The following is a 24,172-nucleotide window of genomic DNA, read 5'->3' on the forward strand; positions in this document are numbered from 1 at the left end:
CACCGCCCAGACTGGATATGAGTGAGACTTCGACTATTCGCGCAGAATCATTTCGCGACACCGACGTAGCGCAGGTCCATCACCCCGGTGTAATGCGAAACGCCCATATTCGAAGCACCGATTACATTGTCTGCGAAGGCAAACTGTGTACTTACAGCGCAGAGGAAGACGTCGAAAGCGTTCTCGACCGCAACGGCTGATGTCGCTTCGAGAGCAGCAGTACGGTCTACCTCGGACACGTTGGGATCAAACGCCGGCGCCAATGAGTTCTTGAACTCCGCGGGAAGTGTTCCCGGAAAAAGGCGTGGGACTGTGTAGTTGCGGTTGAGGAACTGTGCAGAACTCGGATCGCCAACTCGCACACTGACGATGGACGGTTGTGCCTTCGCTGCAAACTGAGCAGTCATGTCGACCAGATCCACCGGCTTGGCATTCATCGTGACACCGACTTCGGCGAACTGCGCTTGCAGGGCCGACGCGATCTCGTCCTGCGGCGAAAGTCCCGCACCGAGAAGCGTATTGAATGTGAGACCGTTGACCCCTGCCTCCGCGAGCAAAGCCCGCGCCCGATCCGGATCGTAGGTGTAATCGATCGGCGGATCCGAAAGGTGCCCGTCCGCGCCGACCGAAAGCGGTTGGCCGGAGACCTGGCACTGATTGTTGAGCAACGACGAGTTGATACCTTCCCGGTCAACGGCAAAGTTCAGCGCTTGACGCACCCGCACATCCGAGAACTCCGGGCTGTCGATATTCATGGCCATCGTGTACAGCTGTGCAGGCGGATAAGAAAAGAACCCGTATCCAGATCCGAGCGCCGATGCCTGCGGGTACTGACCGATCTTGGATATCATCAGATCGATCTGACCTGATCGCAGCGCGTTCAGTCGAGCATTGTCGTCGACGATGCCGGTGATCGTGATCGTCTTGGACAACTGTGCTGCAGGATCCCAGTACCCCTCCCGACGCTCGTATGTCACCGAATCACCTATCCGGACCGAGGTCGCGACGTACGGACCCGAACCCACCGGATTGATGTCCAGATCCGGATTGTCGAGAGCCTTCGGACTGATCAATGCCGCTTCCACACCGGAGAGCACAAACGGCAAATCTGCGGCGGGTCGGGTAGCGATGACCTTTACCCGGTTCGGATCGACCACCTCTACCGAATCGATCATCGAAAAGGTTGACGCCACAGTCGATCCCGCCGCCGTCTTCGCATGATCAAGCGTTGCCTTGACTGCGGCGGCATCGAGAACTTCACCATCGGTGAAAGTGATCCCGTCACGCAATGTGAAGACGACCTCACGGCCGTCCTCGGAAAACTCCCACTCGGTCGCAACCATCGGAGCTATCGCGAGAGACCCATCCTCGTCGACCATTTGGGTGAGCCTGTCGTACACCGGAGTCAGATACGGGTACGCGGCCGGCGCAGACGGCATCTTGTGCGGGTTCAGCGCCGGTGTCGCCACAGTGTGGCCGACCCGGAGATGTCCGTTCGGATCGGCGTCAGCGGCCGCTGCGCCGACGGCACCACCTAACGCCGGGGACGAATTGCCGGCACTTCCACTGCCACAGGCGGAAAGCACCAGGCTAAGAGCGGCAATGGCAACGCCGATACGTACGGAACGTGTGATCACCATCTTGGTGTTCCTCTCGATTGGGTTAGGTACGCGGCAGTGGTTTAGGTACGGGGAAAGTGCAGCAGGGCACGGGCATTGGTTTCGACCATCTTCTCGACTTCGTCATCGGGAACATCGATCATCGCGTCGTGTACTTTCTTGCGACTGTTCGGCCAGTTCGAATCCGAGTGCGGGTAGTCACCCTCCCAGGTGATGTTGTCGATACCGACGTCGTGACGGTTCTTGATACCGAAGTTGTCCTCGATGAAACAACCGAAGAGATGCTTGGAGAACAACTCCGACGGACGCACTGTTTGGTTGATGTTCTGGTAGAACCGGTGCTTCTCCCACGTCTGATCCATCCGTTCGAGCATGTACGGAACCCAGCCGATCCCGCCCTCGGAGAGCAGGAACTTCAACTTCGGATGGCGATGGAAAACCGGGGAGAACAACAGATCGGCGGTCGCGTACATCGAGTTGCACCCGAAGAGCGCCGTCATCACGGCCATCGGGGCTTCGGGGGCGGTGATCGGGGCCTTACCCGAGGTGCCGAAGTGCACGGTCAACGGGATGTCGACATCCTCACACGCCGAGAACAGCGGATCCCAGTGATCGGTATGGAACGACGGAAGTCCCAGCGGTACAGGATTTTCGGGGAAGGAAATCGCTTTCGCGCCCTTGGCGGCGGTGCGGTAGACCTCTTTGACGCATTCCTCCACCGACTACAGCGGCAGGATCACCAGCGGGATCAACCGGTCCGGGGCGCTCGCGCACCATTCGTCGATGTGGTAATCGTTCCAGGCCTTGACCGAGAGCAACGCCAACTCCCGGTCCTTGCCTTCGAGGAAGACCGTTCCGGCGAATCGGGGGAATGAAGGGAAGGACAGTCCGGCTTGGACGCCGTCGATATCCATGTCCAGCACACGGGCTTTCGGGTCGAAGCAGCCGGCGATCATGTCCTCGTACCGGGTGGGTTCGGCGCCGTATTCCTCGGGTTTCTTCCCTGCCACCGCGTTGAGTCCGATGTACGGGTAGACACGGTCTTCGTAGATCCACACTTCGGCGAGTTTGGTGCCGGCATCACCGCGGGCGCCGTCACCGGCGTGCACCGATCGCGGCATCACCTTCTCGATGATCCGGGGTCCGGCGTCGAGGAACTTCTTCGGCAGACGATCCGACCAGAGCTTCGGATGCTCGATCAGGTGATCGTCGGTGGAAATCAGATGCATGTGGTTCTGCAGGGGCATGAGTCCTCCGGGGGTACCCTCAACGCACGCGAAAGGGATAACTTGTTTACCTATGTGGACGATAGCACGCACTGTTGTCCACGTCACTACGGCATGTTCGAACCAAAATGTCGCGGCGGAAGTGCCATTGCGACAGCATGTCCCGGCACCGTTGCCTGAACTCCTATCGAGCATCACCCGTCAGCCACCTAGAAAAAGTGAACTGCTTCACCTTTAGCTTATGTAGTGATGCAAGCAACATGGTATGACTAGTTAACCTAATTTGCCTTCTCGAGTTGCCACAAATTCGAGATGACTGTCTCTCTCCGGCTTGCCGGATCCGCGATACGCGAGACACCTGAGCAACGACGGCGAGCCTTGCTCGGAACCGCTGGTCGAAGATCACCGGTCCGAGTTCACAAAGCACAGAGGAGATCGGACATGCAACAACTGAAGGCGAACGACCTGTCGGGCCCCGAATCCATGACTGTTGCATTGAGCCCGCGATGAAGATCGGATTCATCGGAGCGGGCAGAATGGGCGGGCCGATCGTCGAACGCTTGATCGCTGCCGGGAACGACGTCACTGTTCTGACTCGAGGATCCGAAACACGATCCACCGCAAAGGCCAAGGGGTGGAACACCTCCGACACAATCGAGCAAACAGTGCAGTCCGCCGAGTTGGTCATCAGCATCGTACTCAACGACGAGCAGGTGCAGGCCGCGCTGCTGGGATCGGGTGGCGCCGTCGCGGCCATGGCACCCGGTGCAATCCTGGTGCAGCACACCACCTGCGATCCCGACACAGCAGTCATGGTTGCCGACGCAGGGGCTGAACGGGGCGTGCACGTGCTTGACGCTGCCGTCTCCGGCAGCCCACAAGACACGGCTGCCGGTCGCCTCACGCTCTGGGTGGGAGGCGATGAATACGTACTCGACAGCGTCCGCCCCGTGCTCGAGTCCTATGGCTCCCCGGTGATGCACGTCGGTCCGATCGGTCATGGTCAGCGCGTCAAACTCGTCAACAATGCGCTCTTCGTCGCGCAGATCGGGCTCGCCGTCGACGCCGTGCGCCTCGCTGCGGCCGTCGGAATCGGTGAGGCAGAGATCCTGGCCGCCATCCAGCACGGCAGTGGCGACAGTCGAGCGCTGAGCAGCCTCGCCTGGATTGGGGTCGACGCCGTCGGCATCCGGCTCGCAGAGCTCATGCTCAAGGATGTAGATGTCATCCGGCAGATCGCCGACCGGACCGGAGCTGATCTGGGACTGATCGGAGAAGTGCTTTCCTCAGAGTTGGTCGAACGCGAAGTGCTGTACTCGGGCGCGCCGCCGAACCGCGAGCTCATCGAGCAGACACCACTGACCCCAGGCTCGATGAAGCCGTCGATGTGAACACCACGCGGCCGATACCGCCACGCTTGCCTGCGCTCTGGAAGGACGCTCATGACTGAAATCGGAATCGAGTACCAAACCGTCCTAGGCCTACCACCAGTGGACTTCGTCCACCTGGCAGCAGATCTCGGCTGCCACCACATCTCGATGAAGGTGGCCGGCGGCGGCGGACCGTACAACCCATACGGCCACCCGGCGTATTCCATGCTCGACGACGTGGCTTTGCGTCGGCGTTTCATCGCAGCGATGCAGGATCGCGACGTGTCGATCTCACTGGGTGAAGGGTTTGTCGTCCAGCCGTTCCACGACCTTCGTGATGAAGATGCGAACCTGGATGTGATGGCCGAACTCGGGGTAACCCGGGTCAACGCCGTGACAATGGACCCTGACCTGCCGCGCAGCTTCGACCAACTGGCTACGTTCGTAGAGATGGCAGCCGGCCGAGGAATGACCACAACGATGGAATTCGCGAAGTCGCTCACCGTTCCCGACCTACCGACAGCGCTGCAGGCCGTCGGACACGTCGGCCGTCCGGACTTCAGTCTGCTCGTCGACACGATGCACTCCTCCCGATCCGGCCACGGCGCGGAAGATCTCATAATGCTCGACCACGAATATGTCGGCTACATCCAACTCAGCGACAACACACTCGCGCAGCGAAACCCGGTGTATCGGGACGACTCGATCGATCGTTGTGTTCCCGGTCAGGGTGAACTGCCGGTGGTGGAGATATTGGCAGCGCTTCCACCTGTCCCCGTGATCGGCGTCGAAGCTCCGATGCGGTCGTTGGCTGTTGCGGGCACCTCGGCGCAAGAGTGCGCGCGTCTTGCCGTCATCGGGGCGCGGAAGGTGCTTCACGCCGCCGACGAGATCCGGCGGGTGCGCGCTCTCGGTTGCCACACGTGACACCCGATCCCCGTTCCTGAAGCCGGGCGAGACCGGTCATGACAGAAGGCAGAACAATGAACACCAAGAGCGATTACAACACCGCCACGACCGACCGAGCGCACCCGCGAGTGTCCGTGAGCGGCCTGTGCTTCCCGACTCTGTCGGCGATCGACGCGATCGAGGCGATCGGCGAACTCGGCGTCTCGAAGACGTCCATGACGTCGGCAAAGATCCGGGAAAGTGGTGTTGACGCAGTCGCAACGGCGAGCCGCAGACACGGGGTCAGCATGGTCACGACCACCGCTCTCCTGCGCTTCGATCTGACGCCCGGCGCCGATATCGAGGGTCAGATCGACGGGGCGCGCGCCGACATCGACCAGGCGGCAGCGGTCGGTGCCGGCTCCGTCTACACCCTGACCGGACGCCGCGCCTTCGCCGACTGGGATGCCAATGCGGCCGCGTACGCCGAAGCCACGTCAGACCTCGTCCAGTACGCCGCCGACAAGGGCATCGCTGTAGCCGTAGAACCGACGAACTGGCTCTACGCCGACCTCAACTTCGTGCACAGCTTCCACGACGCACTCCTGCTGGGCGTGCGCACCGGAATGGGCGTGTGCCTCGACCTCTTCCATGTCTGGACCGAGGCCGAGTTACTCGACGACATCCGCAAGAACATCGAACTCGTCTCGCACGTCCAGCTCAGCAACATGAGTGCCGGCATGCGATCGCTGCCCTGCCGGGATGTCCCCGGCGCCGGGGACATCCCGATCCGGCACATCGTGAAGGAACTGCTGGACTCCGGGTACACGGGAACCTTCGACCTGGAACTCAGTGGTCCGAGTATCGACGATCGCGGACACCGAGAAGCTGCCACAGAGTCCGTCGCATGGCTCGGTGAACTACTGACCGAGCTGGGCGCCTAGCCGACCTCGTGGTCATCGACGGAATCCGCTGAGGGTCCGGACGAGTCCTCCGGGACCATGACTCTCCGATCACGTTGTTGCGGATCGATTTTCAGTTCCCGAATCGCCACGAGGATCGACGTCACGTTCCCTGGCTCGACGCCACGTGTGGGTCGGCACCTCCCGAAGGGGAGGCGCCGACTTTCCACGAGCCGAAAGGCCGGCACCACCGATCGCGTGATCGTCAGACGCCGACCCGAACCGAAGAGGAAAGTGCACCGCCGAAATCATGTGTGGCGGATACCCCGTCGAGGATCTCGTGTAGCTTTGCTCGCCCACCGGGGTTGAGCAGGAATTTGCGCGCCTTCCCTTCGACGTTCGCACCGTAGTAGTGACTGTGCTCGGCGGAGAAAATCGAGAGCGGTGCGAGAGTCTCGACCATCGTCATCCACGTTTCCTGTTGAGCTGCAGTCGGTTCGAACCGATCGAACCCGTGCTCACGCGCATAGATCAACGTCTTCATAATCCAATCGACCTGATCCTGCGAGTAGCGGGGGTAGTTGCCACCGCCTGCGCCGTGCGGACCGCCGGGGAAGAAGAAGTTCGGCATGTGGTGTGCACTGAACCCCCCGAAGTCGGACGGTCCGTCTACCCAATCCACGCTGAGGTCAAGGCCGCCATGGCCTTTCACGCCCATTCTCGTGAGGGCACCGGTTCCGAAATCGAATCCGGTCGCGTAGACGATGATGTCGTAATCGCGGTGCTGCTCGGTGGTTTCGATGCCCCTGGCATCGATGCGGACGATCGGTGTCTCCCGGAGCGCGACGAGCGAGGCGCTCGGCTTGTTGAACGACTCGAAATAGTCCGCGACAAAAGGCGGACGCTTCGCACCGAAGAGCTGATCCTTCGGAATGAGACGCTCGGCCGTTTCCGGGTCGTCTACGATCTTTCGGATCTTGTCCGCGAGAAATTCGCAAAACTCGAGATTGACCTCGCGATTCGTCGTCATGTCGTAATAATTCGCTGTCAACTTGGCGAAACCTGGACTCTTCCAGATCTTCTCGTAGAAGGCTTGCCTCTCCTCCGGCGAGTCGTCAGTCGAGAACTTTCCCGCCGGCTCATGCAGGAAGCCGGAAGGGCTCGTGTTCAAGACGGTGGCAATCTCGTCGAAGTTATCGCTGAGCCATTGCCACCGCTCATCCTCGATCGGCGCGTTATTCAGAGGCGTCGTCCACGTCGGCGTGCGCTGATAGAGGTCGACTGCTTCTACAACGTCGACAATCGCGGGCAGGAGCTGCGCGCCACTCGGCCCGTTGCCGATGATCGCGACGCGCTTGCCACTGAAGTCGAGCGGAGTGTGCGGCCACGCGCCGGTATGATGGGCCTCCCCCTGAAAGCTGTTCAGCCCGTCGATGTCCGGGTAGTTGGGAACCGAGAGACCGCCGGTTGCGGAGATGACCCAACGTGCGCGCAACGTGTCGCCCTGCGCAGTCGTCACGACCCACACGTTGTCGGCCTCATCCCACAGCGCGGAAACGACTCGCGCTCCGGTGCGGATATGTCGGCGCAGCTCGAAGCGATCCACGACATGGTTGAGGTAGCTCTCGATTTCGGGCTGCGTCGCGAACTCTTCCGACCAACGCCACTCGTCGAAGAGCTCCTTGGAGAAGATGTAACCGTAGGTGTAGCTCTCCGAATCGAATCGCGCTGCGGGGTAACGATTCCAGTACCACACCCCGCCGACGCCGTCGCCGGCCTCCAGCGTCACGGCACTGAAACCGGCTTCGACCGCCCGATAGAGAGCGTAGATGCCGACCACTCCGGCACCGATCACCAACACGTCAACGTCGGCTTTATCGTCAGACATCATCGCCATTCGACTTACTCCCATTCGATTCCGTCCATATTTCACTTGCCACTAGATAAGCACATCTGCTCAAAAGCTCCAAGCAATTCCTCGTATTCTCACATTTAACCTGGGTTTTCGAGCTAGCATGTGATCTCATTACATGAGCGATCATGGTGAAAATTTGGTCGATTCAGTTCAAAGGAGAATGATGAACGACAGCACTGACCTTCGATTCGACGGACGAGTCGCCATCGTGACCGGCGGGGGTCGTGGACTCGGCCGAGCCCATGCACTGCTTCTCGCATCACGCGGCGCAAAGGTGGTGGTCAACGACCTCGGCGGCTCGAAGGAGGGCGAAGGCAGCGATACCGGCCCCGCGAACGACGTGGTGCAGGAAATCAAAGCAGCCGGGGGGGACGCTGTCGCCGATATACACAACGTGGGAATCGAGGAAGACTGCCACTCGCTCGTCGACACCGCCATCCGCGAGTTCGGGCGGATCGACATCGTCGTGAACAACGCGGGCATCTCCCGCTGGGCTACATTCCCGGAGGCGGACGCCGACAACCTCGAACGCACACTCGATGTGCACTTGCGAGGTACGTGGCACACTACGCGCGCGGCGTGGCCTTACATGGAAAAGCAAGGGTACGGCCGCATCATCACGACGACGTCGACCGGCATGCTCGGCCTACCGGACAATCTCGCCTACGCGACAGCGAAGGGCGCGCTCATCGGATTCACCCGGAGCCTTGCAGTCTCGTCAGCTCCGAAGGGCATCCTCGTCAACTGCATCGCCCCCAACGCCATTACCCGGCCCAGCATTTCGGCGAAGAAGCCCAACATCGTCACCACCACCCCGACAGATCCGGCCATTCTGCAGGCAATGGAAACCGGACTGGTTTCTCCCATGGTTGCGTTCCTCGCACACGAATCGTGCCCAGTGAACGGAGAGATCCTGGTCGCCGGCGCCAAGCGGTTCTCCCGATGGTTCCTCGGCATCACGCCGGGCTGGATCTCTGACGGCGAGCCTGCAATCGAGGATGTCGTCGAGCACTGGGACGAGATCAACGATCAAGATGGATACTACGTACCTGCGAGCCTCAAAGACTGGACGTCGACGTTCATGGCACATCTCGGCAGATAACTCATCGGCCCGGCCACGGGTTCCTCAGCGCCGGTTGCCGCGAAGACCGGCACCGAGGAACCCGTAGCGGGGAAGTGACGGTCACGCGTCCAATTGGACTCGAATCCCCAGGGACGCCATGTCAGTGCCCTTGGGATAGACATTTCCCAACAGTTCCGCGCCGGCAGTCGCCAACTTTGTTGGAACCTCCTGCCAGACAAGCTCTTTCCACGAAAATTCTGGAGATGCGGCGTCGGTCACCACCATAGCAATGAGCTCGTCGGCATCACCGCGAACATGAGTAGCGAGTACTCCACCGCCTGGGCCCACGACGAGTTCCGGGTCCACGATCAGAACGTCCAAAAGACCATGATGCGCAACAAAGTGGACAGAGCCGCCAAAGGACAATCGCCAGTCGTCACCCTCTTGGACTGCCCGTCGCAGCGGAAACGCGAATTGCCCGTCTTCACCCTCAGTGACTCCGCCGGCGATCGTGTACTCGCCCCGTGCAATCAGAGTGACGTACCTGACGAACGATTCCCGGATTGCCCATACGAGCCTTCCTGTCGCGGCCACGAACTGGTCCACAACCACCGCTTCCGCGGATTCCGGGGCACTGACCGGGAGTCCACCGTCTGCGTCGCTCCAGGTTTCGTTGGGGCTCAGGGGAATTTGTCTGTTCAGCATGTTCTCACCCGATGAACGATCCGCCGTTGACGCTGAGCGTCTGACCTGTCACGTACGAAGCACCTTCGGAAACAAGGTATGACACGGCATTCGCGATGTCTTGACCGGTACCCTCGCGACCGACCGGGATGTACTTTGCCATGTCCTCTGCCGAGGGAATGGTTCCTTCCTCCCGCTTCTTCTGCACGCTCGGTGTGTCGATCGACGACGGTGCCACAGTGTTGACCGTTACGCCGCTTTTCGCGAACTCGACGGCCAGCGCCTTCGTCAGCGCAATCTGGCCGCCCTTCGACGCGGCGTAGTGGGCCATCCTCGGAGCACCGCGCTGCGCGCTGGACGAAGAGATGAGAACCACACGGCCCCAACCTGCTTCGACGAGATCCGGGAGGCACGTCTGAACGACGTTGAATGTGCCCGTCAGATTGACCTCGAGGGTGTGATTCCACTGTTCGAGCGTCATGCCCAAGAACTCCTGCTGTCGGGCAATCGCTGCATTCGCAACGACGACCGCGATGGGGCCGAGATGCGCGCGGGCTGCCTCGACAGCGATGTCGACCTGTTCACGGTTCGCAACGTCGGCACGGTATCCCTTGGCCTCGCCGCCCGCCGCGGTAATGGCGTCAGCCGCAGCCTCAGCTGCGCCGTCTACGACGTCGAGGACAGCGATCTTGAAACCGTCATCGGCCAGTCGCTGGGCGATCGCCAACCCGATACCTGCTGCTCCGCCGGAGACGACTGCAACTCGACCAGAAACCGTCATCGCGTTCGCACTCCCTTGTTCGCGGCACTGCATGGAAACCACATCGCGTTTCAATCCCTCTCGCTGACAGCCTGGTGTCCGGTGCGCGACCCATCGCCTGAAGAGCCTGACGCGCCAACACGCATTGCGTTGAATAGAACGACCGTTCCATTGAAGCCCAAGGCTTAAGGCTCGCTTGCGCTACGGTCTGTTGTCAAGCCTCTTCGGAAGAATACGAGTGAAATGGATGTGCGATGACCAAGCTGACAGATGAGGCCGAACAAGAGCCAGGCAACGAAGGGCGTCGACGGCAGCCCCTCGCGCGTGGAATCGAAATACTCACATTCATGATCGAAAGCGAACACGACTCACATGGCGTGCGAGAACTCGCTGGTCACCTCGATGTAAGCCCGAGCACTGCCCATCGACTGGTGACAGACCTCGAGAAGCTCGGCTTGATGCGACGCGCAGAGAACGGCTCCTACCGACTCGGACTGGAGTTCTTGCGGCTCGCCTGGACAACGACGAACAAGTATCCACTGCAATATCTGTCGGCCGAGACACTCAACGAACTCATGGAGAAGTCGGGAGAATCCGCATTCTTCTCGCTGTACAGCGAACAACGCCACGAGATGATGTTCACCCTCACAGCCGATTCTTCACATCCGCTTCGCTACACACTGCCGATGCGGCAGTGGCTCCCGTTGCACGCCGGCGCAAGCGGTCTCGCAATCCTCGCCTTTCTTCCCAAAGAGGTCCGACACGCAATCGTCCACGGCCGACTGACGGCTGCAACGAATCGAACGCTGACAGACCCCGATGAACTGCTCGCGCGACTGGACACCATCCGCCGCGACGGTTACTCGATCACGCACGGGGAACGTATCGAGGGGGCAATCGCGATAGCCGCGCCGATCTTCGGACGTTCCGAAACCGTGGTCGGCGCCGTTGGCATCACTCTTCCCGAAGCACGACTCAATGCGACGAATGCATCGACACTGGTAGCGCTTGTCCGCGAAGCTGCGGGGCGGCTAACCGAGCTGATCGCAGGAACGGAGGAGCGGTAACCCGCCCTCCCCCAGCTGAAGTCGTACGCTGCGGTAGTCCAACACAAGGTTGACAGTATCCCCTGTGCGGGTCGATACTTCTGTTGCGTTGTAGCGACCATTCGTTCCGTTAAACGGAACATAGCGCCAACGTGCAGTGCGCCCTCACCCGCTTGGGTCTCTGACAGATGGGCGGCTTCCGCGATCTGACACCATAGTAAGGACTTGAGCCATGACTGGATCCGACGCTCGGCGCCACATCCTTGTAGTCGGCGCATCGCTTGCAGGCACTCGCACTGCGCAATGCCTTCGCGCAAGCGGCTATTCGGGTCCCATAACTCTGGTCGGCGCCGAGGCTGATCTGCCCTACGATCGCCCGGCCCTGTCGAAAGGCTTACTCAGCTCAGAGTGGTCCGACGCTGCAGTGGAGGCGAACCGGCTCATCACCCGGCCGGAACTCGACGCCCTCGACATCGTTACGAGGCTCGGAACAGCGGCCACCGGCCTCGACACCACGACACGGACTGTCTCACTCGACGACGGCTCTACCGTCACCTACGACGTCCTTGTCATCGCCACCGGAGCTATCGCACGACCTTCGCCATGGCAGCCGACATCTGGAGTGTTCCAACTGCGCACTCTCGGCGAATCACGGGCCATTGCCGAGCGACTCAGCCTCCGCGAGGCTGTCGTTGTCGTCGGCGGAGGGTTTATCGGCACCGAAATCGCGTCTGCTGCAGTTAAACTCGGATGCCCGGTCACTGTCGTCGACCCAGTTCCCGAGCCGATGGAGCGACTCGTCGGACCCGAAATCGCGAGCCTCCTCGTCGACCTTCACCACCGCAACGGTGTAGAAACCAGATTCGGTGTCGGAGTTGCCGATATCCACGGTGAAGCCGGCTCCCTCACCGTAGTCCTGGATGACGGTACCCAACTCGAGGCATCGACGGCAGTCGTTGGAATCGGCTCCCTCCCCTCGACGGACTGGCTCCTCGGCTCCGGTCTCACTCTCGACAACGGTGTGCTGACCGACCGGCATCTCCGTGCGATCGGCTCAGACGACGTGTACGCCATCGGCGACGTCGCGCGCTGGCCGCATTCGGATCGAGGCATGGATGTGCGAGCCGAGCATTGGACGAACGCCAGTGATCAGGCCAGATTTGTCGCGAACGCGATCACCGGAGGCCTGGCCGAGGGGTACGACTCCTCGGACTACGTGTGGTCCGACCAATACGACTGGAAAGTGCACTCGGTCGGCCGCCGTGATCCGACAGGCAGCTCGACAGTCTTCGGAGACCTCGAGGCGGGCGAGAGAGTCGCAGTCGTCCACGCCGACGAGACCGGAAGAGCATGTGGCGCTGTAACAGTGAACTGGGTGCGCGCCCTCAATCAAGCACGACGGGTTATCGCCGCAGGCGGCCCGACCGAAGAAATCGTCGACAAACTGCGGCAATGGGCCTAATTCATCCCAGCTGCAGAGGCAAGGAGAAAAGCCGTCATGGTCTACGTAGTCACAGAGGCGTGTGTTGACGTCCAGGACAAGAGTTGCATGCAGGAGTGCCCGGCCGATTGCATCTTCGAGGGAGGCCGGATGACGTACATCAATCCGGACCTGTGTATCGACTGCGGTGCCTGCGTACCGTCATGCCCGGTCGACGCAATCTTCTACGAAGCTGAGATCCCCGGCGATCAGGAGCATTACATCGGGGTGAACGAGCGGTTCTTCGCAGAGACGACGACGCCGAAGAGCGGCCGCAAGGGCGGAAAGATCGACTACGACGTCGACCTGATCACCGCTCTGGCCCCGAGGGGAGGCAGCTGATCGTGAGCACATTCAGAATCGCAGTCGTAGGGTCGGGGCCGTCGGGTTCGTACTGCGCACAATTACTGTCCGAGGAATCGGATCAACCGATCGAAGTCGATGTCTTCGAACAACTTCCGGCTCCGTTTGGCCTCGTGCGCTACGGTGTCGCCCCTGACCATCCGAAGATCAAATCCATCACTATGTCGTTCTCCGAGGTATTCGAGGAAACACCGGGTGTGCGCTTCCTCGGGAACGTGCGAGTCGGTGTGGACATCACCTCGAGTGAACTTCGTAGCCACTACGACGGGGTGGTGTTCGCCTCCGGGGCCCCGCTCGACCGACGACTGGGTGTGCCGGGCGAAGACCTTGCAGGCGCACACGCGGTTCGCGACTTCGTATCCTGGTACGGCGGTCATCCGGATACGCCGTCGAACGCATTTGTACTCGACGGGCACCGAGCGGTCGTGATCGGTGTGGGGAACGTGGCACTCGACGCCGCACGCATGCTCGTGCGCACCACCGAGGACCTGCGTGCCACCGATGTACCTCAGCACATCGTCGAGGCGTTCGCGGCAAGCACCTTTTCCGAAATCGTCATCGTCGGGCGACGAGGCCCCGCGTATGCGAAGTTCACCAACAAGGAGTTCATCGAGCTACTAGACCTCGAGAACTGCGACGTCGTCGTCGACCCCGCTGATCTCGAACTCGATGCCGCACAACAGGAATACCTCGATTCCAACCCCGCTGCGATGCGCTTGTTCGCTTCATTCCGCAAAGCGGCGGAGCGTGGTGTGCTCGGCCGAAAGTACAGGATTCGCTTCGTGTTCGATCGCACTCCCGTCGAGTTCCTCGGCGAGGACGGATCAGTGTCGGGTGTCCGACTGGCGAAGACCAGCGATCCGACTGTCACGGAGACTCTCGATACCGAACTCGTTTTCCGCTCGGTCGGATACATGGGCAAAGCAGTGCCAGGCCTTCCGTTCGACGCCGAGACCGCCACCGTTCCCCATCGCGATTCGCGGGTGATCGACGGCGAAGAAGAAGTTCCCGGGGTGTACATCGCAGGATGGATCAAACGGGGGCCGACGGGAGTCGTAGGGACCAACCGCCGATGCGCCTTGGACACTGTCACGTCGATCCTCGAGGACATCGGCTCGAAGTCCTCGTCGGCTTCCGCATCGACCGTCGTGGACGAACTACTTCGCTCTCGCGACGTCCAGGTTGTCGACTGGGCAGCCTGGCGAAGGATCGACGAGGCTGAGCGCGCGGCAGGCGATTCGACGGGACGTGAGCGCGTGAAACTGCACGACCGCAACGAAATGCTGCAATTCGCTGCCGGCGACGTGATTCGACTCGGCTGATCGTAGCCACCGACCGGCCGTTCAACGGCCGGTCGGACGATTCACCACGGTTACATCGTCGTCCAACTCACGTTGCCCGGAAACGGCTTCGGCGAACCTGTAGATACGGCTGCATTCCACAACAGGTCTGCCCCTGCGGTAATAATCACCGCAGGGGCAGACCTGTTTCACCGTCTTACGTTGTGACGCTCACAGCCGACGGCACACCGACCACACCGTCTGTCACGAGTGCCGCTATCTCTTCGTCGGTGAGTCCCAATTCCGTCCTGAGAATGTCGTCCGAGTCCTCGCCGAGGGCAGGAGGATAGCCGGGCTCGACATCGGCGGTACCGACGAAACGGATTGGCATGGCGACGTTCTCGAACTCGACCGTTTCGTTCCCCACAGTCACGAGCGATCCGTCATCGGCTTCTCTCGCATCGTCAAGAGCTTCGAGCACGTTCTTCACCGGAGCTACCGGAACCGACGCCGCGGTGAGCAGGCCGACCCACTCTGCAGCCGGGCGCTCGGCGATCCTGGCCTCGAGAATATCCGACAGAGCTTCCCTGTTCTGCAAGCGTGTCGCAGCATCCACGAAACGCTCGTCGACAATCAACTCGTCGAGCCCGACAACACGGCAGAGATCTTCCCACATGCGTGGTGTATTGGCCGTGACGACGAACTCGCGGCCGTCGCCACCACGGAAGGAACGGTAGGTCGCGATCGAATCATGTGCTGCCCCTTGAGGACCGGGCGCAACTCCGTTGAGGTTGGTATACAGGGCTTGGTAGGACAGCATCGCCAGCTGTCCGCGGAGCATGGAAACATCGACGATTCTCCCGCGACCGGACTCTCCGCGAGCATGAAGAGCGCCGAGGATACCGATCACTGCGTATAGCCCGGCAACCACGTCACCGGCTGGTATTCCGAGCCGGGCTGCTGGGGAGCCCGCATGTCCATTCAGACTCATCACACCGCTGAGCGCCTGCACGACCATGTCGTAAGCCGGTCGGTCGCGCCACGGACCTTCCTGCCCGAATCCACTGATCGACGCCCAGATCAACGCGGGATGTTCCTCCACGATCTGCTCGGGCACGAGTCCGAGCCTGGTGGTGACTCCTGGCCGAAAGTTCTCGATCACAACGTCAGCTCCGGCGATCAGGTCTCTGACGACATCTCGTCCACGCGGCGACTTGAGATCGACTGCAATACTTCGCTTATTGCGATTGTTGGCAAGGTAATACGCACTGTCACCGTCAAGCTCCGGACCGACGATCGACCGACTGGAATCGCCGCCGAGCGCCTCGACCTTGATCACGTCTGCACCGAGGTCTCCGAGAAGCTGTGTTGCAGACGGACCGGAGAGAAAAGTCGTCAGATCGATGACCCGGATCCCCTCCAATGCGGGCCGTTCCACCGTGATCACACGCCCTCGAAAATATGGATCGTGCAGGCGCCGTGGTCCAGACCGGCCGTGCCACCACCGGTCACATGCGTCATCGCCCAGCGTGCGTCGTCGACCTGGCGTGCGCCGGCGTTGTCGGTGAGCTGCCAGAATGCCTCGGCGACCTGTGCCACGCCGCTGGCGCCGACTGGATGTCCCTTCGAGAGCAGCCCACCACTGGGGTTGACCACGACGTCTCCGCCGAAGGTGGTCTTTCCGTCGCGGAGAAGATCGATCGCACGTCCACGCTCGGCGAGGCCGAATGCCTCGTAATACACGAGTTCGGCGATGGAGAACGCGTCGTGCAGCTCGATCATGTCGAGGTCCTTGGGTCCGATCCCTGCCATCTCGTACGCGTCAGAAGCGGAATGCTGGCTGATCTCCGGCATCGTCATGTCGCGATACCCCTCCTTGACCTCGCCCGAATGCAGAATCGAGGCAGCGACACGCATCCCCTTCGGCGTGTTCAGACGGTTGCGAGCGCGCTCCGACGCGAGTACGACGACGGCTGCACCGTCGCCGGTCGGGCAGCACATCATGAGTGTGAGCGGATCGGCGATCGGACGTGCGCCGAGCACCTCGTCGACTGTCACCTCACTGCGGAACTGTGCGAAGGGATTGAGCGCCCCGTGCTTGCGTGCTTTCACACTGACAAGTGCGAGATCCTCGACCGTCGCTTCGGTTTCGTGGAGGTACCGCGTCGCACGCATCGCGTAGACGGCCGGCATCACGATGCCTTGCTTCACCTCTCGATCCTCGGGAGACAACGGAAGGGTCCCTCCGCCGAACTGGGTCAGTTTTTCGACTCCGACCACGACTGCGACGTCGACAAGCCCTTGTGAGATTGCCGTCCAAGCCTCGTGGATAGCCGTCGCACCGCTCGAGCAAGCGTTGTCGACATTGACGGTGGGCACCGTCCCGAGGCCGATTTCCTTACAGATCCGTTGTCCGGTCATCATGCCGCCGAAAGAGTGTCCGACATAGACCGCGTCAACGTCCGACTTCTCTATCCCCGCTCCGCGAAGGGCGTCGACGAGCGGTGCGACGGCGAGTCCGACATACGACGATGTGCGGTGTTTGCCGAACGGGATCATGGCCGCCGAAACGACAAAGACTTCTTCAGTCATCAGATTCTCCTCCATTCACACCGGATACCGGAGCGAAGAACCAATTGGAGCCATCCACGCCGAGTTCTACCTGCAGTCCGGGTTGCAATGACTTCCCGTTCTCACGAATATCGGCGAGTGTTCGAACATCACCCTCTAGGTCGACGTAGCCCAGGATGCGGACACCGTCGCCGCCGACATGCAGCCGAGTGAAGGTGTACAGCGAACCACTCGTCGGGAGCTCGATGCGACTCACCTCTGTGCTGACGCAGGCACTGCAGACGACGCGGACGCCGATCATTGCGCGCCCACAGCGATCACATTTCGTGCCGACAAGCCGCGGCCCACCAGGAAAGGACCCGAGGAGGCCGTCACTGTCCAGATCGGCAATCGGTCGAGAGACCGTCGCCTCGGTCGTAGTTGTCATTGGGTATCGACTCCTTCTGCTCCAGCTGCACGAACGATGGAACGCGTCGGGCAGACGTCGATCGCCTGCTGAATGTTGTCGTGGTCGTCACCGTGATCGTCGATGACCACGGCGATGCTCATCTCGTCGAGGTCGAAGGTGGCCGGAGCATAGAACGTGCACTGCCCCGACCCCATGCACCGATCACGGTCGATGGTCAATTCGCCCGATATCACGCGTCCGCCTGGGTGAATTCGAGATAGAGATGGGTGTGCCCGCGGAACTTGTAGCTGCGGATGAGTTTCCATTCGCGTTCCCCCGCGGGGCCGTGATACTGCTCGTTGATACGAATACTCTTGGTACGCTGCAGTATTCGCTGTATTGAGAAGACCGCCTCGGCGCGCGCAAGCGGCGCTCCCGGGCAGGTGTGGATACCGCGGCCGAATGCCAGATGCTGCCGCGCGTTCGCACGCTCAACCTGGAACTCGCCGGGGTTTTCAAAGACCTTCGGGTCGCGACCGGAAGCCCCGTTGATCAACATGATGACGGTGCCAGGTGCGAGGTCGAGGCCCCCGATACTTGTCGGCCTCTTGGTGAGCCGGAACGATCCCTTGATGGGCGCCTCGACGCGAAGGGCCTCTTCGATGAATTTCGGAATGAGTGACGAGTCGGCGCGCAACCGGTCCTGCAGTTCGGCGTCCTCGGCGATCCGCTGCATGGCGATGCCCAGGAGCTGGACGGTTGTCTCCTGCCCTGCCGCGAAGAGGTTGGAGGCGATCCGTGCGACCTCGATCGGCTCGGGAAGCGAACCATCCGGGAAGGTCGCAAGCGCCATTCCCGTGAGGACATCCTCTTGCGGTGTCTTCCGACGGTCCTCGATCTTGGCCACGAAGTAGTCGTACAGCGTCTCGAGGCCACCGTGGTGAACCGCTTGGAGTTCGAGATTTCCCAATACGGGCGCCGGCACGGAGGCCAGGAGGTCGAGGAGCATCGAGTGCTCTTCCTCCGGCATACCGAGCAGGTCAGCGACCGCGAGAACTGTGTACTTCTTCGCATAGTCCCAGATGAATTCACAGTTTCCGCGAGGGATGAGTTCGTCCAGGTAACGGTCGGCGGTGTCCTTGAGGAACTGCTCGTTCTCCTTGAGCCGCTTGGGCGTGATCAACCCCATCAAGATCGCGCGGTGATCCGTGTGAAGTGGTGGGTCGAAAGTGACGAGTTGATCGTTCGACGAGAAATATTCGCGGTGCTTCTCGAGGATCTCACTGATGTCGTCGCCGACGATTTCGAAGGGGAGGTCGACCACGGGGCCACCGGTGCGGTTGATCGACGAGTACACGTCGGGCTGGTGGTAGACCTGCAGCGCTTCTTCATAGCCGGTCACGATCACGACGCCGTACTTCGGCTCGCGGAATACCGGATGATTCGCCAGCATGTAATCGAAGTAGGGCTCCGCCTCCGCCGCGATGTCAGCATCGGTGAAGAAATCGGTCTCTCTGGGGTTGATCTCGACGCCAGTCATCTTTCGTCAATTTCCTTTCTTTGCGCGACCCGTACTTGCTCTGGTAGCAGGCTGAAGCACTGCCGAGTTCGTAGTAATTGATCGAGGCCGCCGCACCGTGCTCGTTAAGTTTCGTCAGCGGGATCGCCTGTATCGCAAACGCAACGACCAGATTCGATTCCCACTGGTCAGAGGTCAGGCACAGTTCCGGGCAGATGCGATATCCCGGCCTGCACGCAGCAGTCCGGGATATCGCGGCTGTTCATCGGAATTGCGCGGGAGCTCCGTCTAGCAGCACCGTCTTGGACTCCAGGTAGGGCAGGAGGCCCTGAAGGCCACCTTCCCGCCCGACGCCCGACTGCTTGAAGCCGCCATATCCCATCCTGGTGTCCGTCTTGAATCCGTTGTGCCCTACCGTGCCCGAACGAAGTCGACGTGCGACCTGGTAGGCACGGTCCACATCATTCGTGAAGACAGCTGAGTTGAGTCCATATGGCGTGTCATTCGCCAATGCGATTGCGTGCTCTTCGTTCTCGGCCGGGATCACCGACAGAACTGGCCCGAAGATCTCCTCCTGCGCGATGGTGGACCTGTTGTCGACATTCGAGAACACTGTCGGCTCCACGAAGAAGCCACGGTCGAGGTGCGCGGGACGGTTGCCGCCCGTCACGAGCGTCGCGCCCTCGTTCTGGGCAGTGTTGATGTAGCCCAGAACCCTCTCCTGCTGCCTGGCCAGGGCAAGCGGACCGAGCTGCGTCTGCGGGTCGAAGGGATCTCCGACCCGTACCGCTCCGAAGACCGAACCCAGCGCCTCGGCGAACTCGTCGTGGCGCGACTTCGTGACGATGACGCGGGTGAGCGACATGCACACCTGGCCGTTCAATGACGTCTCCTGCGCAGCGATCGCAGCAGCTGCTGTGGCGAGGTCGTAGTCGTCAAGGATGACCGCGGCCGACTTGCCGCCGAGTTCGAGGGTGTATCGAGCCAGACGCGCTCCACACGTTGCACCGATTTGACGTCCCACAGCACTCGAACCGGTGAAAGCGATCTTGTCGATCCGCGGGTCGGCAACAAGCTGCTCGGAAACCCCGCGGTATCCGTTCACGACGTTCAGCACGCCTGGCGGCAGGCCGATCTCCTCCGCGACCTCGGCGAGAATGTACAGCTCACCCGGCGCTTCCGGCGGGGCTTTGAGGACCATCGTGCAGCCTGCGAGAAGAGCCGGCGCGACCTTGTACGCGGCGAGAGAGAGTGGCGTGTTCCAGGGAACGATCGCCCCGACGACGCCGACCGGCTCGTTGACGACCGCACCGAACGCGGAGAACTCGGGCGTATCCTGCGTCGCCCACGGGTAGTTGGCGGCAAGGTCGGCGTAATACTCGAAGAGCGCGGGCACGCGGCTGAGCGCGCCGACAGACATACCGAAGATGACTCCGGCCTGACGTGTCCAGAATGTGCCAGCCTCTTGAGTGCGGGCACGCAGGCCGGCGGCCATCTTCCGGAGGTACTCAGCTCGCTCCGCGGGTTCGAGGAATGGCCACGGAGAGTTATCGAAAGCGTTGCGCGCCGCGGCAATTGCCGCGTCCATGTCTTCGGGACCGGTCTCGGCTACGCGGTAGAACGTTTCCTCCGTCGTGGCATCGACAATGTCGATACTGGACGGATTGGCCGGAAGTTGCCACACGCCGTTGATGTACAGACGATCCGGATGCTTCAGATTGATTGCGGTGTCGCGAATGTCCAGGACGGTCACAGAAGTCTCCTTGGTTCAAGTTGGTAGATCTCGGGGAGCGAGTGCCCCTGACGCCGGGTGTTCGATGAACAATCCCGGCTCAGTTACCCGAGTTCGCGTGCTCGTTCTCGGCTGGAGTTACGCACTCGGCTGCTGCGAGAGGACGCCGCGAAGAGTCCACCCGAGCCGATCCGGCGCCAGCCCTGCGATCTGTAGCGCGTTCATGCCGAAGTCGACGGAGGTGTGCGTTCCCGACACATAGCTCGCTAGGTCGCTACCGAGGAACGCGAGCACTTTCGCCATCTCTACCGACTCTGCAAGACGCCCGGCCGGCCCGAGGTCAGCTTCGACGGCATCCTGACCGCCCTTCATCTCAGCGAATTCGGGCAGCATCCCCGAGATCGTCATGGCGGGGAGAACGGCGTTGATCCTGATTTTGCGCAGGCTTGCGAGCGGAGCGACCTGCTCCGCGACCCAGAAGTTGAGCAGACGCTTCGACATGATGTAGCCGAGCGATCCGGGAACACTGCCGAACTCCGCTTCGAACTTCTCAACCGTCTGTACGAGGTCATTCCAGTTGTCGCCGCGGGTGAAGAGCTCCAATTCTTCACGCACTGCAGGGGTTTCCCAACGGACCCCACCATTTGACGTTACGAAGACGAGAGAACCGTTCTCCGTGATGCGATCAGCAAGGTAGGTGTCGGTGACGTACTTGTTCGCGATGAAGTTGACGGTGAGTGTCTCCAGGAAGCTGTTGTGAACACCGGAAACTCCCGCGACCCCGAAGAAGACATCGATCTGCAGTGGCAACTGTGCAAATGCCGCATCGATCGAGTCCTTGTTCCCGAGGTCCGCGATGATGGACTTCGTAACGCCGGCAACCGGAGGCTCCACTCGATCCAGTGCATACACATTCGCACCGAGATCAACCAAGATCTCGGTGAGCGCCTTCCCCATACCCGACGCGGCACCGGTGACGACGGCAGTCTTTCCGGCATATCCGAAGTAATCGTTCACTTAATTGCTCCTTGGTGTGTTGTGGACGGGACATGCAGGAGGCATCGGCCTCTGGCACCGCCGTCCGTTGCATTTCGGATTCACAGCGCTAGCGGAATTCGGTGGGGCCATGTCGCCACCCTCTGCGACGGAAGGCGTGGCGTACCTGATACCGCAGATCCGACATAGTTGAATGTCCCTACCGAGGCAAGAATCCCTGAAAATGATTTTTGGACAACGGAATACACGTTGACTGCCCCACTCGCAAGGCTGGGCACGGCAGAGTGCACCACTGTGAACACGAACGAGCAGACTGCCAACATCAATATGGCAATCCTCGAGCCGAGTGGGCGCCGACAATCCATTTCGGTCGGCACGAGTGTCGTCATGTCTTGTCACTCTCACATCGAGGTCTGCGGCGAAGGAACAATGCGTGTGGGAGTTGCCGGGGCCTCAACGAAACAGCTCGCTTCGACCGGGTGTGCTCCGTTTCGGTATGCACAGGACTGAGCTATGGCGGAGTCACCACACTCAAACTCTGTTCGCTTTAACGGAACACCTGATCCGTACAACAGTAACAGTGTGCTGTACGACACCATTGGTGTCAATCGTCGCCCTGATAACAGACCTAGTGGTCACTGCACGATCATTCGTCAGCGAACAATGCCATTCGACCGATACGCGATCCCGCCACAGGGAAACCCACAGACGCTTCGCCGACACCCTTGCTCGAAAATGCAGCACACGCCGCCCACACCCGCGCTGGGAGATAACTTGGGAGCCAGGAGTTTACAGCTCGAACAAGGCAACTCCCGCTGCCCGCGACACTCAACTCGACCCTGCAGTTCGGTATGCGCATATTCCCGGTGAACCACGCCGGGCGGGATACACCTGCGCCAGAAAGTCAGAGCTACAACAACATTGACAAGGCATGCCTACGTGGATTCACTCCACCCCGGACGCAAGCAGTGCACCCGCAGCACCCTGCAGACCTGATCGTCTGCATTGGTCATCGCATGACGTTCGCTGGCCTTTTCACGTGAAACTACGAAAGTGCAACGCGGGCAATTCAGATGAGTTGCCTCATGGTCTAGACGCACGGCACTAATCGTGACTAAACTCTCGAAAATAAGCACTCCACCTCAAAAGTAGGAGGCGCTCATTCACGCCCCGCGCTGTTCGCCGATCAAGGGAGATCTCATGGCTACCGCAGCCTTCTCGACGCAACGCATGGATCCGTACAGTCCCCCGCCCGAGCACCTGCGACTGCAGGAAGTCGAGCCGGTCAGCCAAGTTGGCTGGCAGAATGACGGCAAAATCTGGGCGATTACGAAGCATGCAGACGTTCGTGCCGTTCTGAGCGACAGCCGGTTCAGTTCGGATCGGACATTGCCCGGCCACCCGACAAATCTCGGATACGCTCCGGGTAACAAGCTCAAGCAGTTGATCGAGATGGACCCCCCGGAGCACACAGAGGCTCGAGGTCGTGTAATGGGGGAGTTCACCTTGAAGAAGATCAGTGCTATGCGTCCGCGCATCACCGAAATCGTCGACCAAGCCCTCGACGCGATGCTGCTGGGGAAGTCCGAGGCTGACCTCGTGGAAGCACTCGCACTCCCGGTACCGTCAGTTGTGATCGCCGAACTGCTCGGCGCACCGTACGAGGACCACGACTTCTTCCAGAAAAACAGCTCTGCTTTCGCCGATCCTCATGCATCCTCCGAAGTGCGCATGGAAGCGATGGGTCGACTCAAGGGATATATTGCCGATCTTGTGAATTCCCGCGTGGAAAATCCGGGCGACGACATCCTGAGTCGACAACTTGCGGCCGGAGCGAACCCGGAGGACCTGACCGGCCTCGGAGTCCTCCTGCTCATCGCCGGACACGAGACGACCGCCAACATGATCTCCCTCAGTATCGCAACGCTGCTGGACAAGCCCGAACTCCTTCAACAACTACGCGATAATCCAGAGCTCATCCCGGGCGCTGTGGAAGAACTGCTGCGCTACTTCACGATCGCCGAGATCGGTGGTCTGCGTCTGTCGACCGACGACATCGAGATCGGCGGTACGTTGATCCGGTCAGGCGAGGCAGTGTTCGCGGTATGCAATACCGCCAACCGCGACCCGGAGGTGTTCCCCGAGCCGAACAAGATCGACTTCACCCGAGGAGCGCGTAATCACGTCGCTTTCGGTTTCGGTCCACATCAGTGTCTTGGACAGAATCTCGCTCGATTGGAGCTCGAAGTCGTTCTCTCCGCAGTCATCCGTCGGATTCCGACACTGCGTCTCGCCATTCCGTTCGGGGAAATTCCATTCAAGGAATACGGTCCCACCTATGGAATCTTCACGCTCCCGGTTGCGTGGTGA

Annotated in this window: 21 protein-coding genes and 1 pseudogene; 9 read left to right on the plus strand and 13 right to left on the minus strand. The window is 60.7% G+C overall.

The window, feature by feature from the left end; all coding sequences use genetic code 11:
• Nucleotides 1–47: 47 nt before the first annotated feature.
• Complete coding sequence (locus CJ178_RS16055) at nt 48–1,640, minus strand: ABC transporter substrate-binding protein (RefSeq protein WP_033237387.1); 1,593 nt, start codon at nt 1,638–1,640, stop codon at nt 48–50.
• A gap of 41 nt (nt 1,641–1,681) precedes the next feature.
• Nucleotides 1,682–2,866: pseudogene (locus CJ178_RS16060) on the minus strand (amidohydrolase family protein).
• Between the two features lie 485 nt (nt 2,867–3,351).
• Between CJ178_RS16060 and CJ178_RS16065 the strand changes: the two are divergent.
• The 3 genes from CJ178_RS16065 to CJ178_RS16075 are packed head-to-tail and all read left to right on the plus strand — an operon-like array spanning nt 3,352 to nt 6,047.
• Complete coding sequence (locus CJ178_RS16065; RefSeq protein WP_051730822.1) at nt 3,352–4,236, plus strand: NAD(P)-dependent oxidoreductase; 885 nt, start codon at nt 3,352–3,354, stop codon at nt 4,234–4,236.
• 51 nt (nt 4,237–4,287) lie between these two features.
• Nucleotides 4,288–5,142 (plus strand): sugar phosphate isomerase/epimerase family protein, encoded by an 855-nt coding sequence (locus CJ178_RS16070; protein ID WP_092803866.1) that lies wholly within the window; start codon nt 4,288–4,290, stop codon nt 5,140–5,142.
• A gap of 56 nt (nt 5,143–5,198) precedes the next feature.
• Entirely contained in the window at nt 5,199–6,047 is an 849-nt protein-coding gene (locus CJ178_RS16075; protein WP_175393545.1) for a sugar phosphate isomerase/epimerase family protein, read from the plus strand.
• Here CJ178_RS16075 and CJ178_RS33290 read toward each other — a convergent pair.
• Nucleotides 6,044–6,172, minus strand: a complete 129-nt coding sequence (locus tag CJ178_RS33290; protein ID WP_257013210.1) for a hypothetical protein — start codon at nt 6,170–6,172, stop codon at nt 6,044–6,046. The two genes, CJ178_RS16075 and CJ178_RS33290, sit on opposite strands and share 4 nt — an antisense overlap.
• A 98-nt stretch (nt 6,173–6,270) precedes the next feature.
• Complete coding sequence (locus tag CJ178_RS16080) at nt 6,271–7,893, minus strand: flavin-containing monooxygenase (protein WP_218833730.1); 1,623 nt, start codon at nt 7,891–7,893, stop codon at nt 6,271–6,273.
• Between the two features lie 190 nt (nt 7,894–8,083).
• On the opposite strand from CJ178_RS16080, the gene CJ178_RS16085 reads away from it, so the two are divergent.
• Nucleotides 8,084–9,022, plus strand: coding sequence for an SDR family NAD(P)-dependent oxidoreductase (locus CJ178_RS16085; protein ID WP_092805076.1), 939 nt, complete (start codon nt 8,084–8,086; stop codon nt 9,020–9,022).
• A gap of 81 nt (nt 9,023–9,103) precedes the next feature.
• On the opposite strand, the gene CJ178_RS16090 is transcribed toward CJ178_RS16085, so the two are convergent.
• Complete coding sequence (locus CJ178_RS16090) at nt 9,104–9,688, minus strand: HtaA domain-containing protein (protein ID WP_095887117.1); 585 nt, start codon at nt 9,686–9,688, stop codon at nt 9,104–9,106.
• Between the two features lie 4 nt (nt 9,689–9,692).
• Nucleotides 9,693–10,448 (minus strand): SDR family oxidoreductase, encoded by a 756-nt coding sequence (locus CJ178_RS16095; protein WP_092805078.1) that lies wholly within the window; start codon nt 10,446–10,448, stop codon nt 9,693–9,695.
• 233 nt (nt 10,449–10,681) lie between these two features.
• On the opposite strand from CJ178_RS16095, the gene CJ178_RS16100 reads away from it, so the two are divergent.
• The 4 genes from CJ178_RS16100 to CJ178_RS16115 all read left to right on the plus strand — a co-directional run bounded on the left by CJ178_RS16100 (nt 10,682) and on the right by CJ178_RS16115 (nt 14,638).
• Entirely contained in the window at nt 10,682–11,494 is an 813-nt protein-coding gene (locus tag CJ178_RS16100) for an IclR family transcriptional regulator (protein ID WP_033237248.1), read from the plus strand.
• Nucleotides 11,495–11,705: 211 nt separating this feature from the next.
• Entirely contained in the window at nt 11,706–12,935 is a 1,230-nt protein-coding gene (locus CJ178_RS16105; RefSeq protein ID WP_095887118.1) for an NAD(P)/FAD-dependent oxidoreductase, read from the plus strand.
• 36 nt (nt 12,936–12,971) lie between these two features.
• Nucleotides 12,972–13,295, plus strand: a complete 324-nt coding sequence (fdxA, locus tag CJ178_RS16110; protein WP_033237250.1) for a ferredoxin — start codon at nt 12,972–12,974, stop codon at nt 13,293–13,295.
• A gap of 2 nt (nt 13,296–13,297) precedes the next feature.
• On the plus strand, nt 13,298–14,638 hold the full coding sequence (locus tag CJ178_RS16115) for an FAD-dependent oxidoreductase (RefSeq protein WP_218833731.1): 1,341 nt from the start codon (nt 13,298–13,300) through the stop codon (nt 14,636–14,638).
• Between the two features lie 175 nt (nt 14,639–14,813).
• Here CJ178_RS16115 and CJ178_RS16120 read toward each other — a convergent pair whose 3' ends face one another.
• The 7 genes from CJ178_RS16120 to CJ178_RS16150 all read right to left on the minus strand — a co-directional run bounded on the left by CJ178_RS16120 (nt 14,814) and on the right by CJ178_RS16150 (nt 21,823).
• Nucleotides 14,814–16,034 (minus strand): CaiB/BaiF CoA transferase family protein, encoded by a 1,221-nt coding sequence (locus CJ178_RS16120; protein WP_230590476.1) that lies wholly within the window; start codon nt 16,032–16,034, stop codon nt 14,814–14,816.
• A 5-nt stretch (nt 16,035–16,039) separates the two neighbouring features.
• A complete protein-coding gene (locus tag CJ178_RS16125; protein WP_033237252.1) occupies nt 16,040–17,188 on the minus strand; it encodes a thiolase family protein in 1,149 nt (382 codons plus the stop codon).
• Entirely contained in the window at nt 17,181–17,594 is a 414-nt protein-coding gene (locus tag CJ178_RS16130; RefSeq protein WP_033237253.1) for a Zn-ribbon domain-containing OB-fold protein, read from the minus strand. Before CJ178_RS16130 ends, CJ178_RS16125 begins: the two co-directional genes overlap by 8 nt.
• Nucleotides 17,591–17,809: a ferredoxin gene (locus CJ178_RS16135; RefSeq protein ID WP_202026694.1), complete on the minus strand. Its 219-nt coding sequence runs from the start codon at nt 17,807–17,809 to the stop codon at nt 17,591–17,593. Before CJ178_RS16135 ends, CJ178_RS16130 begins: the two co-directional genes overlap by 4 nt.
• On the minus strand, nt 17,806–19,095 hold the full coding sequence (locus CJ178_RS16140) for a cytochrome P450 (RefSeq protein WP_095887120.1): 1,290 nt from the start codon (nt 19,093–19,095) through the stop codon (nt 17,806–17,808). Before CJ178_RS16140 ends, CJ178_RS16135 begins: the two co-directional genes overlap by 4 nt.
• 241 nt (nt 19,096–19,336) lie before the next feature.
• Nucleotides 19,337–20,827, minus strand: coding sequence for an aldehyde dehydrogenase (locus CJ178_RS16145; RefSeq protein ID WP_092803887.1), 1,491 nt, complete (start codon nt 20,825–20,827; stop codon nt 19,337–19,339).
• 117 nt (nt 20,828–20,944) lie between these two features.
• The gene (locus CJ178_RS16150; protein WP_092803890.1) at nt 20,945–21,823 is read right to left on the minus strand and encodes an SDR family oxidoreductase; all 879 of its coding nucleotides are present in this window, start codon (nt 21,821–21,823) and stop codon (nt 20,945–20,947) included.
• Between the two features lie 1,179 nt (nt 21,824–23,002).
• Between CJ178_RS16150 and CJ178_RS16155 the strand changes: the two genes are divergently transcribed.
• Nucleotides 23,003–24,172, plus strand: coding sequence for a cytochrome P450 (locus CJ178_RS16155; protein ID WP_092803896.1), 1,170 nt, complete (start codon nt 23,003–23,005; stop codon nt 24,170–24,172).

The sequence above is a fragment of the Rhodococcus sp. ACPA4 genome (assembly GCF_002300185.1).
Lineage (GTDB): Bacteria > Actinomycetota > Actinomycetes > Mycobacteriales > Mycobacteriaceae > Rhodococcus_F > Rhodococcus_F globerula.

What these genes read in the sequence shown, in the direction of transcription:
- CJ178_RS16055 (WP_033237387.1), bottom strand. Translation starts at nt 1,640, where the DNA reads ATGGTGATCACACGTTCCGTACGTATCGGCGTTGCCATTGCCGCTCTT.
- CJ178_RS16065 (WP_051730822.1), top strand. Translation starts at nt 3,352, where the DNA reads ATGAAGATCGGATTCATCGGAGCGGGCAGAATGGGCGGGCCGATCGTC.
- CJ178_RS16070 (WP_092803866.1), top strand. Translation starts at nt 4,288, where the DNA reads ATGACTGAAATCGGAATCGAGTACCAAACCGTCCTAGGCCTACCACCA.
- CJ178_RS16075 (WP_175393545.1), top strand. Translation starts at nt 5,199, where the DNA reads ATGAACACCAAGAGCGATTACAACACCGCCACGACCGACCGAGCGCAC.
- CJ178_RS16080 (WP_218833730.1), bottom strand. Translation starts at nt 7,893, where the DNA reads ATGTCTGACGATAAAGCCGACGTTGACGTGTTGGTGATCGGTGCCGGA.
- CJ178_RS16085 (WP_092805076.1), top strand. Translation starts at nt 8,084, where the DNA reads ATGAACGACAGCACTGACCTTCGATTCGACGGACGAGTCGCCATCGTG.
- CJ178_RS16090 (WP_095887117.1), bottom strand. Translation starts at nt 9,688, where the DNA reads ATGCTGAACAGACAAATTCCCCTGAGCCCCAACGAAACCTGGAGCGAC.
- CJ178_RS16095 (WP_092805078.1), bottom strand. Translation starts at nt 10,448, where the DNA reads ATGACGGTTTCTGGTCGAGTTGCAGTCGTCTCCGGCGGAGCAGCAGGT.
- CJ178_RS16100 (WP_033237248.1), top strand. Translation starts at nt 10,682, where the DNA reads ATGACCAAGCTGACAGATGAGGCCGAACAAGAGCCAGGCAACGAAGGG.
- CJ178_RS16105 (WP_095887118.1), top strand. Translation starts at nt 11,706, where the DNA reads ATGACTGGATCCGACGCTCGGCGCCACATCCTTGTAGTCGGCGCATCG.
- fdxA (WP_033237250.1), top strand. Translation starts at nt 12,972, where the DNA reads ATGGTCTACGTAGTCACAGAGGCGTGTGTTGACGTCCAGGACAAGAGT.
- CJ178_RS16125 (WP_033237252.1), bottom strand. Translation starts at nt 17,188, where the DNA reads ATGACTGAAGAAGTCTTTGTCGTTTCGGCGGCCATGATCCCGTTCGGC.
- CJ178_RS16130 (WP_033237253.1), bottom strand. Translation starts at nt 17,594, where the DNA reads ATGACAACTACGACCGAGGCGACGGTCTCTCGACCGATTGCCGATCTG.
- CJ178_RS16140 (WP_095887120.1), bottom strand. Translation starts at nt 19,095, where the DNA reads ATGACTGGCGTCGAGATCAACCCCAGAGAGACCGATTTCTTCACCGAT.
- CJ178_RS16155 (WP_092803896.1), top strand. Translation starts at nt 23,003, where the DNA reads ATGGCTACCGCAGCCTTCTCGACGCAACGCATGGATCCGTACAGTCCC.